The organism is Streptomyces sp. NPDC039424, assembly GCF_055639495.1.
Genome location: NZ_JBVKAI010000018.1, coordinates 23,619 through 36,895 on the forward strand (window position 1 = coordinate 23,619; position 13,277 = coordinate 36,895).

The 13,277-nt window shown below is 72.0% G+C and carries 13 protein-coding genes; 5 read left to right on the forward strand and 8 right to left on the reverse strand.

Features of this window, described 5'->3' with window-relative positions; translation table 11 throughout:
• Positions 1-175 precede the first annotated feature (175 nt).
• Positions 176-1,156 carry a zinc-binding dehydrogenase gene (locus ACZ7L0_RS33390; protein WP_471246273.1) on the reverse strand — a complete coding sequence of 327 codons (981 nt, stop codon included), beginning with the start codon at positions 1,154-1,156 and terminating at the stop codon, positions 176-178.
• 172 nt (positions 1,157-1,328) lie between these two features.
• Between ACZ7L0_RS33390 and ACZ7L0_RS33395 the strand changes: the two genes are divergently transcribed.
• Positions 1,329-2,024 (forward strand): pentapeptide repeat-containing protein, encoded by a 696-nt coding sequence (locus ACZ7L0_RS33395; protein WP_471246274.1) that lies wholly within the window; start codon positions 1,329-1,331, stop codon positions 2,022-2,024.
• Between the two features lie 33 nt (positions 2,025-2,057).
• On the opposite strand, the gene ACZ7L0_RS33400 is transcribed toward ACZ7L0_RS33395, so the two are convergent.
• Entirely contained in the window at positions 2,058-2,558 is a 501-nt protein-coding gene (locus ACZ7L0_RS33400; protein WP_471246275.1) for a hypothetical protein, read from the reverse strand.
• Between the two features lie 71 nt (positions 2,559-2,629).
• Here ACZ7L0_RS33400 and ACZ7L0_RS33405 point away from each other — a divergent pair, with 71 nt between their 5' ends.
• Positions 2,630-4,039: a M1 family metallopeptidase gene (locus ACZ7L0_RS33405; RefSeq protein ID WP_471246276.1), complete on the forward strand. Its 1,410-nt coding sequence runs from the start codon at positions 2,630-2,632 to the stop codon at positions 4,037-4,039.
• 113 nt (positions 4,040-4,152) lie between these two features.
• Here ACZ7L0_RS33405 and ACZ7L0_RS33410 read toward each other — a convergent pair whose 3' ends face one another.
• Complete coding sequence (locus tag ACZ7L0_RS33410; protein ID WP_471246277.1) at positions 4,153-4,728, reverse strand: TerD family protein; 576 nt, start codon at positions 4,726-4,728, stop codon at positions 4,153-4,155.
• Positions 4,729-4,893: 165 nt separating this feature from the next.
• Here ACZ7L0_RS33410 and arfB point away from each other — a divergent pair, with 165 nt between their 5' ends.
• The gene (arfB, locus tag ACZ7L0_RS33415; protein ID WP_471246278.1) at positions 4,894-5,331 is read left to right on the forward strand and encodes an alternative ribosome rescue aminoacyl-tRNA hydrolase ArfB; all 438 of its coding nucleotides are present in this window, start codon (positions 4,894-4,896) and stop codon (positions 5,329-5,331) included.
• Between the two features lie 573 nt (positions 5,332-5,904).
• Here the strand turns inward: arfB and ACZ7L0_RS33420 are convergent.
• Both ACZ7L0_RS33420 and ACZ7L0_RS33425 read right to left on the reverse strand, forming a co-directional pair.
• Entirely contained in the window at positions 5,905-6,366 is a 462-nt protein-coding gene (locus tag ACZ7L0_RS33420; protein WP_471246279.1) for a GNAT family N-acetyltransferase, read from the reverse strand.
• Positions 6,367-6,421: 55 nt separating this feature from the next.
• A complete protein-coding gene (locus ACZ7L0_RS33425) occupies positions 6,422-7,006 on the reverse strand; it encodes a flavin reductase family protein (RefSeq protein WP_471246280.1) in 585 nt (194 codons plus the stop codon).
• A gap of 364 nt (positions 7,007-7,370) precedes the next feature.
• On the opposite strand from ACZ7L0_RS33425, the gene cdgB reads away from it, so the two are divergent.
• Positions 7,371-9,023, forward strand: coding sequence for a diguanylate cyclase CdgB (gene cdgB, locus ACZ7L0_RS33430; protein WP_471246281.1), 1,653 nt, complete (start codon positions 7,371-7,373; stop codon positions 9,021-9,023).
• A 118-nt stretch (positions 9,024-9,141) separates the two neighbouring features.
• A complete protein-coding gene (locus tag ACZ7L0_RS33435; RefSeq protein ID WP_471246282.1) occupies positions 9,142-10,086 on the forward strand; it encodes a carbohydrate-binding protein in 945 nt (314 codons plus the stop codon).
• 15 nt (positions 10,087-10,101) lie between these two features.
• On the opposite strand, the gene ACZ7L0_RS33440 is transcribed toward ACZ7L0_RS33435, so the two are convergent.
• The 3 genes from ACZ7L0_RS33440 to ACZ7L0_RS33450 form a co-directional block, all read right to left on the reverse strand.
• Positions 10,102-11,031, reverse strand: coding sequence for a 1-phosphofructokinase family hexose kinase (locus tag ACZ7L0_RS33440; RefSeq protein ID WP_471246283.1), 930 nt, complete (start codon positions 11,029-11,031; stop codon positions 10,102-10,104).
• A 124-nt stretch (positions 11,032-11,155) separates the two neighbouring features.
• The gene (gene nagA / locus ACZ7L0_RS33445; protein WP_471246284.1) at positions 11,156-12,298 is read right to left on the reverse strand and encodes an N-acetylglucosamine-6-phosphate deacetylase; all 1,143 of its coding nucleotides are present in this window, start codon (positions 12,296-12,298) and stop codon (positions 11,156-11,158) included.
• Positions 12,298-13,239 carry an ROK family protein gene (locus ACZ7L0_RS33450; protein WP_471246285.1) on the reverse strand — a complete coding sequence of 314 codons (942 nt, stop codon included), beginning with the start codon at positions 13,237-13,239 and terminating at the stop codon, positions 12,298-12,300. The genes nagA and ACZ7L0_RS33450 overlap by 1 nt, the downstream gene beginning before the upstream one ends.
• Positions 13,240-13,277 lie beyond the last annotated feature (38 nt).

Here is a 13,277-nt window from a genome sequence, read left to right on the forward strand (position 1 = left end):
AGGCCCCACCAGCGGCGAGGGTCGGTGTCGGGGGTGGGTTGGCCCGTTCGGGTGACACTCACCAGCCCAGAAGACCATGTATCGGTATGTGTCGCATCCGCGGGTGCGGAGTTTTGTGGATCCCTTTGCGACTGACTGTTCCGGCTTGTGTTCCGGCTTGTTTTCCTGTTTCGGGTCATGGCTCCAGCACCACCTTGCCGATGGTGCCGCGCGTCTCCAGGGCCCGGTGGGCGGCCGCGGCCTCGGCGAGCGGGAAGCGGGTGACGGCGGGCTTGAGGCGGCCGGCGGCGGCTTCGGCGAGGGCGCGCAGTTCGAGGGTGCGGACGGGGTCGGGGCCGCCGGCGCGGGCGAGCATCGCGGGGCCGAGGACCCGTTCGGAGAGGCCTTCGACGAGGTGCGGCCGTCCGTCGCGGATGCCTTCCGCGGACCAGCCGAACACGAGGTGCTGCCCGTCGGGGCCGAGCAGGGCGACGGCCTCGCGGGCGATGTCGCCGCCGACGCCGTCGAAAACGACGGTGGCGGTCCGGCCGCCGAGGTGGGCGCGGACCTTCTCGGGCCAGGCGGGGTCGGTGTAGTCGACGGCGAGGTCGGCGCCGTACGTGCGGACGCGTGCGACCTTCTCCGGGCCGCCCGCGAGTCCGATCACGGTGGCGCCCGCGTGCCGGGCGTACTGCGTGAGGAGGGTGCCGATGCCGCCGGCGGCGGCCGGGACGACGGCCACGGAGTCCGGGCCGAGGTCGGTGAACTGCAGGATTCCCATGGCCGTACGTCCGGTGCCGATCATGGCGACGGCCTCGGCGAAGTCGAGGGTGGCCGGGATGTCGTGCAGGCGCGCGGCGTCGGTGACGGCTAGTTCGGCGTAGCCGCCGGGCGCGAAGCCGAGGTGGGCGACGACGCGCCGGCCCAGCCACCGCTCCTCCACTCCCTGGCCGAGCGCGTCGACGACCCCGGCCACCTCGCGGCCGGGGATGGTGGGCAGGGCGGTCGGTTCGGGCAGGGGGCCCTGGGAGCCCTCGCGCAGGGCGGCGTCCAGGAGGTGTACTCCGGCGGCGGCCACGGCGACGCGTACCTGGCCGGGGCCGGGGGTGGGGTCGTCGGTCTCTTCGTAGGTGAGGTTGCCGGCCGGGCCGAAGGTGTGCAGACGGATGGCGTGCATGGGGACCCCCTGTGGGCGCGGAGTGCTGCGGACGCGGAGCGCTGTGGACGCGCGGATCGCTGTGCGTCCCACCCCACAACCTCAAGCACCGTTGAGGTCAAGGGTGGACGGTCGAGGGCGAGCGGTGCCGCAGGTCAGGGCGATTGTCAGCGGCGGGGTGCAGCATGGGGGCATGGCGAGGAAGGTGACCGGCGGGGCCGGTGGGACCAGGGCGGGCGCGGTGCGGGCGGCGCGGCGGCCGGAGTTGCGGCTGCCGCCGCTGGAGCCCTGGGGTGGCGCCGGGTTGGAGCCGGACGGGGACTACGACGGGGTGGAGTTCCGTGAGGCGGACCTCGCCGGGCAGGACGGGGCGGGCGCGCGGTTCATGGACTGCGCGCTGACGGGGTGCGCCGTCGACGAGACGCGGCTGCGCCACGCGCGTGTCCTGGACTCGGTGCTGTCGGGGATACGGGGCGTCGGTACCGACCTGGCCGAGTCGACCCTGCGTGACGTCGAACTCCACGACGCCCGTCTCGGCGGCACGCAGTTGCACGGCGCCGTCCTGGAGCGGGTCGTGATCCGCGGTGGCAAGATCGACTACCTCAACCTCCGCAGGGCCCGGCTCAGAGACGTCGTCTTCGAAGGCTGTGTCCTCGTCGAACCCGACTTCGGTGACGCCCGCCTGGAACGCGTGGAGTTCACCGACTGCGTCCTGAAGGGCGCCGACCTCACCGGCGTGACCCTCACGGACGTGGACCTGCGCGGGGCCGCTTCGCTGGAGATCGCGCGGGGGGTGGGGCGGTTGGCGGGGGCGGTGATCAGCCCTGGCCAACTGCTGGACCTGGCACCGGTGCTGGCGGGGGAGCTGGGGATCCGGGTGGAGGGGTGAGGGCCGTCCCGTGTCCGAGGGGGCTACGGCGTCCTAAGGCACTCTTGGGAATCGCGCCTGAAGGGTCCAGATCGCCGGGTTTTCCGACAGGTCCTCGTGGAGGTCGGTCAGGTCGGCGATGAGGTCGTGGAGGAAGTCGCGGGACTCGCGCCGGAGTTCGGTGTGGGAGAAGGTGAGGGGTGGTTCCTCGGCCGGCATCCAGTCGGACTCGATGTCGACCCAGCCGAAGCGGCGTTCGAAGAGCATGCGGTCGGTGGACTCGGTGAAGTCCAGTTCCGCGCGCTGGGGGCGGGAGGCGCGGGAGCCGGCCGGGTCCCGGTCCAGGCGCTCGGCGATGTCGCACAGGGCCCAGGCGAAGTCGAGCACCGGCACCCATCCCCAGGCTGTGGACAGCTCGCGGTCGGTCTTGGTGTCGGCGAGGTAGACGTCGCCGCAGAACAGGTCGTGGCGCAGGGCGTGGACGTCCGCGCGCCGGTAGTCGGTCTGGGGCGGGTCGGGGAAGCGGTTGGAGAGGGCGTAGCCGATGTCGAGCACGTACGTGATGGTGCCACGCCCGTGCGCGATCACCGCACGGGTTCCGGCCGCACCCTCATAGGATCGCTGACATGTCCAGATCCGTGCGTGTTGTCCCGGTCGCCGCTCTCCTCGCCCTTGCTCTCCCCCTCACCGCGTGTGACGGCGGTGCGCACGCCACCGGCCAAGGCGGGTCCGGCGTGCACGACCCGTACTTCCCGAAGGCGGGCAACGCCGGCTACGACGTCACGCACTACGGCCTGACCCTCTCCTACGACCCCGGCCGCCACCACCTCACCGGAAAGACGGTGATCATCGCCCGCGCCACCGAGGACCTGTCCGCCTTCGACCTCGACCTGAAGGGCCTGCACGTGGAGGCGGTCACCGTCGAGGGCAGGGACGCCCGCTTCAGCCGGGCCGGCCAGGAGCTGACCGTCCGTCCGCACGACGGTCTGGAGAAGGGGGAGACGTTCGAGGCCACGGTGCGCTACTCGGGCACCCCGGAGACGATCACCGACGCCGACGGCTCGCAGGAGGGCTGGCTGCGCACGGACCACGGCGCCCTCGCGCTCGGGCAGCCGGTCGGGTCCATGGCCTGGTTCCCCGGCAACCACCACCCCTCCGACAAGGCGTCGTACGACATCACGGTCACCGTCCCCAAGGGCCTGCGGGCCGTGTCCAACGGCGAGTTGACGCGGGAGAGCACGACCGGCGGCCGTACGACGTTCGCCTGGCACGCCGCCGAGCCGATGGCGAGCTATGTCGCCACGGTGGCGATCGGCCGCTACACCATCACCCGCACCGCCACGGCGGACGGCCTGCCCGTGTACGTCGCCGTCGACCCCTCGCAGGTGCAGGCGAGCCGGAAGGTACTGGCGAAGATCCCCGAGATCATGGAGTGGGCGGAGTACAACTTCGGCCCGTACCCCTTCTCCTCCACCGGCGCGATAGTCGACCACACCGACGAGGTGGCCTACGCCCTGGAGACCCAGTCCCGCCCGGTCTTCCCTCGCGCCACCGACACCGGGACCCTGGTCCACGAACTGGCCCACCAGTGGTACGGCGACTCCGTCACCCCGAAGAGCTGGCGGGACATGTGGCTGAACGAGGCGTTCGCGACGTACGCGGAGTGGTTGTGGCAGGAGGACAACGGCGGCGACTCCGCGCAGCAGACCTTCACCGCGCTCTACGACGGCACGTACGACGAACTCGAGGACCCCGAGGTCATCTGGGACTTCCCGCCCGCGAAACCGAGCAGTGCCGCGCACATCTCCGACCCGCCCGTCTACCAGCGCGGTGCGATGGTCCTGCACAAGATCCGCCAGAAGGTCGGCGACGACACCTTCTACGACATCATCCAGGGCTGGGCCGCCACCCACCGCCACGCGAACGCGGACACCGCCGAGTTCACGGCCTATGTGGAGAAGCAGGCACCGGACGAGGACTTCGACGCGATCTGGGCGGACTGGCTGTACGGAGACGGGAAACCGTCCCATCCGTGACACGGCCCGACCGGGTGACCGCCTCGGCCGTCCCGCGTACCTCTCAGGGGGTGTGGCGGAGCCCCGGTCGCTCGGGAAGCGCGGCCGGGGCCTCCGTCAGTGCCTGGGCGGGGTCAGACGTTGACGCCGAAGTCCTGGGCGATGCCCACCAGGCCCGAGGCGTAGCCCTGGCCGACCGCGCGGAACTTCCACTCGGCGCCGTTGCGGTAGAGCTCGCCGAAGACCATGGCGGTTTCGGTGGCGGCGTCCTCGGAGAGGTCGTAGCGGGCGATCTCGGCGCCGCCGGCCTGGTTGACGATGCGGATGTAGGCGTTGCGGACCTGGCCGAAGTTCTGGTTGCGGTTCTCGGCGTCGTAGATGGAGACCGGGAAGACGATCTTGTCGACATCGGCGGGAAGGGCGGCGAGGTTGACGTTGATCGCCTCGTCGTCGCCGGCGCCCTCGCCGGTGCGGTTGTCGCCGGTGTGGACGATGGTGTTGTCCGGGGTCTGCTTGTTGTTGAAGAAGACGAAGTGGGCGTCCGAGTAGACCTTGCCCTGCTGGTTGACCGCGATCGCGGAGGCGTCCAGGTCGAAGTCCGTGCCGGTGGTGGTGCGGACGTCCCAGCCGAGGCCCACCGTGACGGCGGTCAGGCCCGGAGCTTCCTTCGTGAGCGAGACGTTGCCGCCCTTGGACAGGCTTACAGCCATGGTTTGGGAGTCCCTTCCCTCGTTGCGTCAGTACGGGCTTCGCACTGGGGACGAAGCTACCGTCACTCCGGAGAACGTCGAGGGGGGTCCCCATGGTTCCGGGTGCCTTTACCTTTTTTACCCAACGTGAAATCCGGGTGACGTGGACCGGACAGAGGCGGGAAGATGGACGGCATGTCCGGTCCTCACGTCATCCGTGGCTCCGTCTCCCTGCCCGAGGCCGAGCTGATGTGGCGTTTCTCGCGGTCCTCGGGACCCGGCGGGCAGCACGTCAACACCAGCGACTCCCAGGTGGAGCTGCGCTTCGACCTGGCGAGGACCGAGGCCCTGCCCGAGGTGTGGAAGCGGCGGGCACTGGAGCGGCTCGCGGGGCGGCTGGTGGACGGTGTCGTCACCGTCCGCGCCTCCGAGCACCGTTCCCAGTGGCGCAACCGCGAGACCGCCGCCGTACGCCTCGCGGCTCTCCTCGCCGAAGCCACCGCACCCCCACCCAAGCCGCGCAGGCCCACACGCATCCCCCGGGGGATCAACGAGCGGCGCCTACGGGAGAAGAAGGCCCGCTCGGACACCAAGCGGGGCAGGTCGGGCCGCGACTGGAGCTGAAGCGCTCCGCTGACTGCCTGAACGGCCGCCTCCTCCGGCGCCGGGCAGGCCGAAAGGGGCGACCGGACCGCTTGCGGGGTAGTGGAGCGCCACGGGAGGGCCGTCGGCCGCCGTGTGGCGGCTCGTGGGCCGGGCTGGTGTCGGGTTCGGGTGGCTCGCGTAGCCGGGCCTCGTTTGTGGCGTCACGGGTCGGGGGGTTTGTCGGCGCAGGCCGGAGTGGGGCGCGCCTCGTCAGCGACGGAGGGCGTCAGCCTGTCTGCCGTCGGCCGCCCCGCGGCACTTCCTGGGTCGCCTCGGCGTCGGGTGTTTCGTGGCGGGGTGGACTGGGGCTGACGCGCATCCCTCCGGCGGCCTGAACGGCCTCGTGCTGCGGCGACGGCCAGGCTGGAAGGGCCCGCCGGGTGGCTCGCGTAGCCGGGCCTCGTTTGTGGCGTCACGGGTCGGGGGTTTTTGTCGGCGCCAGTCCGGAGTGGGGGGACGGGGCTCGTCATCGGCGGAGGGCCGCCGCGTCGCAGCTCGTGGGCAGGGTCGGGGGCGGGTGGCTCGGGCAGTCGGGGCTCGTTCGTTTCGGGGTCAGGACAGTTCCAGTACCCCCACCGTCTGGTCGCCGCTCGTCTCCTCGGTTCGGTGGAAGCCGAGGCCGAGGTAGAAGTTCTCGGGGCCGGTGGGGCCGGGGTGCCAGGTGGCGTACAGCTCCTTGCCGCCGCGGTGGAGGATCTCGGCGGCGACGGAGTCGACGGCGAAGCGGCCGTAGCCGCGGCCCTGTTCGTCGGCGGCGATGTTGAGGCGCCACAGGCCGGAGCGGAACACGGTGCCGTCGCCGTGCCAGTCGATGTCGAAGAAGGCCATCAGGAAGCCGACCGGGCGGTCGTCGTCGACGATCAGGCGGGGCCAGGCGACACCCGCGGGGTGGACGTACGCCTCGGCCAGGGACTTCACGACCGGGGCGACCGCGTGCTCCTGGTCGGGGCGGACGCGAATGCCGGTCGCGGCGTCGAAATTCCGCGGGGTCACTTCTTCCAGACGGGGCGTCATCCCGGCACTTTAAGCGGGCCGTTCACCAAGCCGCAGCGAATTTCGCGGGCGGCGATTACCCCAAGTGCCGGTAGCGGCCCCGGAAATAGAGCAGCGGGCCGCCCTCGGTGCTCGGCACCCGGGCGGTCAGGACCCGGCCGATCACCAGGGTGTGGTCGCCGGCCGCCACCTGCTGCTCGGTGCGGCACTCCAGGGTCGCCAGGGCGCCTTCCACCAGGGGAGCGCCGGTGGCCTCCCCGGGGGTGACGCCGAGGTCCGCGAAGAGCAGGCGGTCGCTGAGCCGGCCCTTCATGGCGAAGCGGCCCGCGGTCTGCAGCTGGCTGTCGGCGAGGACGGAGACGGCCCACAGGGGCTGCTCGGCGAGCAGGTCGTCCATGCGGGAGCCCTCGCGCAGGCTGACCAGGACCAGGGGCGGGTCCAGGGAGACCGACATGAAGGCGGTGGCGGTCATACCGACGTCCTCGCCGGCCGGTGCCTGGGGGTCGTCGGGGTCGAGCGGCGGCTCCTTCGCGGTCACCAGGACCACACCCGAGGCCAGCCGGGACATCGCGGCCCGGAACTCGTCGTTGCTCACCCCCTCAGCATGCCCGGAGGCGGTGGGGGCAAGGGGGAAGGGTGGGGCGGGAGAAGTGTTCGGCACGCCGGAAACGCTAATCTCCGTCGCGGGCGTGCCGCATCGGGCCTCCGGCCGAGGATGCCCGAGGAGAAGGTCCTAGGACCCGATGGCGGACTCTTCGTGCATCATGTCCACACACCCGCAAAGCCTGCGTTCAGTAAACGCACAGGGAAAACGCAGAAACTCCACTCAATTGTTCACGTTCTCCTGTGACTTGAGTCACAAGGGGCGGGAATTGTTGACCCTGTGTACCGAGTGGGCAGCGCGCTGTGATTCAGTGGCGGGGAAACCTGCAAGAGCTCAGCCAAGAGCACGACAAGGGCACCACCGATAAGAAGCGCCGAAGAGAACCCTTGATTCGCTGCGAGGTCTCGGGGGGAGGGCGAGCATGGAGACCGAGTCGGAACCGTATGTCCGCCTTGCGTCCCTGCGACAGCTGCACCAGGTCATGGCCGACATGAACACGGCCCGCAGCCTGGCGGACACACTGCAGACCGTCGCGGACGGCGCGGTCAACGCCCTCGGGTACGAGCTGGCGTGCGTGAACCTCGTACGCCCCGACGGCGACCTCGTGGTCGCCGCCTTCTCCGGCAACTCGGCCGCCGAGGCCCTCATCACCGGCCGCGTCGGCTCCCGCGCCTCCTGGGACCGCCGGCTGAGCATGGGCGAGGCCTGGGGCGACCTGCGGTTCATACCGCACACCGAGGGCTGGGTGCTGGACGACGACGACGTACCCCAGTGGTTCACGGACGGCCCCGCGCCCCGCTTCGAGGACGAGTGGCACCCCTCCGACCGGCTCTTCGCGCCGATGCTCACACCCGGCGGCCCGGCCGGCTCCTCCGGCGAGCTGCTCGGCGTGCTCTCCGTGGACCGCCCGCGCAACGGCCGCAGGCCCGGCGCCTGGGGGCGCGAGGCGCTGCAGATGTACGCGTTCCAGGCGGCCATCGCGATCAGCAACGCCCGTCTCAGGGCCAACATGCAGCGCGCCCTGGTCCGCCTGGAGCGGGAGCAGCAGGCGCTCAGGGCCAGTGAGGAAAGCTTCCGGCAGGCGTTCGAGTACGCCCCCTCCGGCATGGCGATCGCCGAGATGGGCGGCGACCAGCACGGCCGGATACTGCGCACCAACGACGCCCTGTGCCGGCTGCTGGGCCGCCCCGCCTCCGCGATGCGCCGCTACTCCTTCTCCGACCTCGTCCACCCCGAGGACATAGGCACGCTCCTGCGCACCTCGGCGGAGGGCGGGCGCGCGGAGCTCCGGCTGGGCCGCCGGGACGGCACGTACGTCTGGGTCTCCCTGCGCAACAGCGTCGTCGCGGACGCCGCCGACGGCCCCCGCTTCCTGCTCACCCACGTCGAGGACATCGAGGAGCGCAAGCGCCGCGAGCTCCAGCTCGCCCACCGCGCCTCCCACGACTCCCTCACCGGCCTGCCGAACTCCGCCGAGCTCCGCTCGCGCCTGTCCGCCCGCCTGTGTCAGCGGCCCACCCAGTCCGGCGGCCTGGAGTCGCTGGACGCGGCCTACGGCCACCCCGCCTTCGACGTGGGCGGCCACGGCTTCGACTTCGCGACGGGCGCGGAGACGTACGACGGCTACGACCACCATGTGCACACCGTCGCCCCCGAGGGCGAGCTGGACGACGGCACCAAGGGCCTGGCGGTCCTCTTCTGCGACCTCGACGGTTTCAAGTCGATCAACGACCGGTTCGGGCACAACGCGGGCGACGCCGTCCTCATCGAGGTCGCCAGGCGGCTGAGCAGGGGGGTCCGCGACGGGGACACGGTGGCCCGGCTCGGCGGCGACGAGTTCGTGATCCTCGCCGACGGACTCGGCAAGGCCGACGCCCAGGACCTCGCCGTACGCCTGCGCAACGAGATCATCCAGCCGATCCGGGCCGAGGGCAGGGCGGTGCGGGTGGGCGCCAGCTTCGGCATCGGATGGGCACACTGTGGAATGACCGCGGACGAAGTGTTGAAATCCGCTGACGAACGCATGTACGTCGAGAAACGATCTCGTCCCAAACAGCATCGACGGGCCGGATGATCCCCAGGTCAGCACTGTGATGCGGCCAGAGTCACCCGTTTGGGCCACACGGAGCGGGTAGGCTCGCCATTCTCACCACGTACCGCATCCACCCGCACCTGTTGAGGAGTACCAAGGGATGACGCCCGGCGAAAACGGCCCGAGCACGCCCGAGGACGACGACCCGTTCGGCTATCTGTACGCCGACGGGCAGGCCAGGGGCGCCCAGCCGCCGTCCGGCGGTTACGGCTACCCGAACTCGGTCAGCAGGAGCAGGACGCGGGCGGTCGGCGAGCGCACGTACGGCGGCCAGCAGACGCAGTACGGCCAGAGCGCCCCGCAGCAGCAGGCCGCCCCCTACGGGCAGCCGAACGCCACCTACCAGGCGCCGGAGACCTTCCCCGGCGGCGCGCCGACCACCCAGCAGCCGATGCCCGGCGGCGGGGGCGGCGGGCGGGGGCGCGGCCCGAACACCAAGGGCCTGCTGATCGGCGCCGTCGCGGTGGTCGCCGCGGTCGTCATAGGCATCGGCATCGCCATGCTCAACGGCGACTCCGACGACGACAAGAAGGCCGACAACCAGGCGTCCACCGCGCCGACCCAGTCGCAGAAGGCCTCGCCGACCCCTTCCGGCAGCAGCTCGGCGTCCGCCTCGGCGGACCTGCCGAAGATCGACGCGAAGGCGCTGCGCCTGGACGGCGGCACCACCCCGGCCTCGGACATCAAGGGCGCGAAGGCCGGTGGTGGCATCTACGTCACGAACTTCAACCATGTCGGCGCGTCCATCACCTGGAACGTGAGCGGTATCCCCAAGTCGGGCAAGTACACCCTGTACGCCACCTACGGCGTGCCCGGCAAGAACGCCACCGCCACGCTCACGGTGAACGGCACGGCCCAGACCCGCCCGTTCAACATGGAGAACTTCGCCCACGGCCCAGAGGGCGACTATGAAAAGGGCTGGACCAACACCTTCGGGGACATCACCCTCAACAAGGGCAGCAACACCATCAAGCTCTCCTGCGAGCAGGGCAATCAGTGCGATGCCAACTTCGACCAGCTCTGGCTGGAGTCGGGGTGGAAGTAGTCCGCCGTCGGGGCGTTACGCCGCGCTGACCTCGCCGGTCACCGCCACCCGCCCCACCAGCTCCTCGTAGGCCGCCCGGTCGAATTCGCCCGCCGCGGGTGCCCGTACCGTCGCTGCCGAGAGGGCGACCGCGCGGGCCAGCCGCTCCGGCCAGGGGAGGTGCTCCACCAGCCCCGACAGCAGGCCCGCGACCGCCGAGTCGCCGGCGCCGGCCGGGTTGCCGTGTACGCGGGCGGGCGGGGCGGCGCGCCAGCGGCCCTCGGGGGTGTGCGCGAGCAGGCCGTCGGCGCCCAGGGAGGCGACGACCGCGTGGGCACCGCGTCGCCGGGCGTCCTGGGTGGCGAGCAAGGGGTCGTGGGAGCCGGTGAGTTCGGCCAGCTCCTCGGCGTTCGGCTTGACGATGTCCGGGCGGGCCGCCACCCCGCGCCGCAGCGGTTCCCCGCTGGTGTCCAGCAGGACGGGGACGCCGGCGGCTCGGGCGGTGCGTATCAGCCCGGCGTACGCGCCCACCGGCACCCCCGGCGGCAGGCTGCCGCACAGCGCCACCGCCGACGCCGCACCCAGCAGCCGCCCGTACGTCTCCTGGAACGCGGCCCATTCGGCCGGGGTGACCTGCGGGCCGGGCTCGTTCAGCTGGGTGGTGTCGCCGGTCAGTTCGTCGACGACGGCTATGGTGCGCCGGGTGTCCCCGCCGACCTCGACCAGCGCGTCCCGCACCCCTTCCACGGCGGCCAGCCGCTCCCGTACGGCCCGCCCGGTCGCACCGCCCGCGAACCCGGTGACCGTCACCTCGTGCCCGAGGGCGGCGAGCACCCGGGCCACGTTCACGCCCTTGCCGCCCGGCCGTTCGCAGACCTCCTGGACGCGGTGGGAGGTGTGGGGCCGCAGGGACCGTATGCGATAGGTGATGTCGAGAGCGGTGTTCAGCGTGACCGTGAGGATCACCTGGGCCGACCTCCCCTCGAGCACAGACGCGTGGCTTCCCTTTTCCGGAAGCCCGATCATGCCAAAGAGACGGCGACCGGCCCAGTCCGCGTAACCGGCCACCGTTCGTCGACTCGGGGACAGATCAGCCCAGTTGGGGATCGACCACCCATTCGCCCCGGCGCATCACGCCCTTGAGGTCGAACGCCTCGTCCAGCAGCACCAGGTCGGCGTCCCTGCCGGGCTCCAGGGAGCCGACGCGGTCGTCCATGCCCAGCAGACGGGCCGGGGTGGCGGACAGGGCCGCCACCACGTCCTGAACCGGCAGTCCGTCGACCGTCACCGCCCGCTTGAACGCGCGGTCCAGCGTCAGCGTCGAGCCCGCGATGGAGCCGCCCTCCACCAGCCGGGCCACGCCCTCGCTGACCTCGACCTCCAGCGGGCCGAGCATGTAGCGGCCGTCGCCGGTGCCGGCCGCGTCCATCGCGTCCGTGATGAACGCCACCCGTGCGGCGCCCGCGTGACGGAACGCCAGCTTCAGGGCGGCGGGGTGCAGATGTGTGCCGTCGTTGATCAGCTCGACCGTGACCCGCTCGTCCTCCAGGAGGGCGGCGATCGGGCCGGGGGAGCGGTGGCCGAGTACGGGCATGGCGTTGAAGAGGTGGGTGGCGACGGTGGCGCCCGCGTCGATCGCCGCGACCGTCTGCTCGTACGTGGCGTCCGTGTGCCCGACCGCCGCGATCACGCCGTGCTCCGCCAGCAGCCGCACGGAGTCGATGCCGCCCGGCAGTTCGGTGGCGAGGGTGACCATCCGCGCCTGCCCGCGCGCCGCGTCGATCAGCTTGCGCACCTCGGCCGGGTCCGGGTCGCGCAGCAGTTCCTCGGAGTGGGCGCCCTTGCGGCACGGCGAGATGAACGGGCCCTCGAAGTGGATCCCGGCCAGGTCGCCCTGCTCGGCCAGCTCCGACAGCAGGCCCGCCTGCCGGGTCAGGAAGTCCATGTCGTCGGTGACGGTGGAGGCGACCAGCGTGGTCGTGCCGTGCCGGCGGTGCGCGCGGATGGCGGTGAGGACGTCGTCCACCGGGCCGGAGAAGGAGGCGCCGCCGCCGCCGTGGTTGTGGATGTCGACGAAGCCCGGGACCACCCAGTGGCCTCGTACGTCGACGACCTCGGCGTCCGCGGGGGCGGCTCCGGCGATCTGCGTACCCTCGACGATCACGCGCCCGTCCTGCGTGATCCCGGTGGGAAGCACCACCCGGGCACCGGCGAGAACCATGGTGGGGGCCATCAGGCGGTTACCTCCGAAGGGTCGGTGGATTCGAGGAGATCCCGGGCGAGCAGCCCCGCGCCCAGGCACCCGGCGGTGTCCCCGAGGGCCGCGGGGACGAGGGACGGCGGCTTCTGGAAGGTGACGCGCCGCCGGACGGCCTCCCTGAGCGGTGCGAACAGGGTTTCCCCCGCCTCGGCGAGCCCGCCGCCGATGATCAGCGTGCGCGGGTCCAGCAGGGTGAGCGCGGTGACCAGGCCGTCGGCCAGCGCGTCCACCGCCTCCTGCCAGACCCGGACGGCGTTCGGGTCGCCGGACATGACGGCCTTCGCGCAGCCGGCGGCGTCCGCTTCCGGGTTCTTGGAGGCGGACGCCCAGGCCTCGCTCACGGCGGCGGCGGACGCGTACCGCTCCAGGCAGCCGTGCTGTCCGCAGGGGCAGGGGGTGCCGCCGGGCCGTACGACGATGTGGCCGATCTCGCCCGCGAAGCCGTGCGCGCCCGCCTCCACCCGGCCGTCGATGCCGATGGCGCCCGCGATCCCGGTGCCCAGCGCCACGAACAGGAACCGGTCGGTGCCCCGGCCCGCGCCGATCCGGCCCTCGGCGAGCCCGCCGGTGCGCACGTCGTGGCCGAGGGCGACCGGGACGCCGAGCCGCTCGGCGAGCAGGGCGCGCAGGGGTACGTCCCGCCAGCCGAGGTTGGCCGCGTAGACGGCGATGCCCCGGCCCTCGTCGACGATCCCGGGGACGGCGAGGCCCGCCGCGGCGGCCGGTTCGCCGAACCGCTGCTCGCCGTGGGCGCGCAGGTCGGCGGCGAAGCCGAGGATGCCCTCGACCACCGCGTCGGGCCCGCGCTCGCGGCCGGTCGCCCGGCGGGCGCGGTGCAGCAGTTCGCCGTCCGGCCCGATGAGGGCGGCCTTCATCCCGGTACCGCCCACGTCGACGGCGATGACATGTCTCACGGGGGTAGTGTGGCCCGCGGACCCGCAAGAGGTCTAGT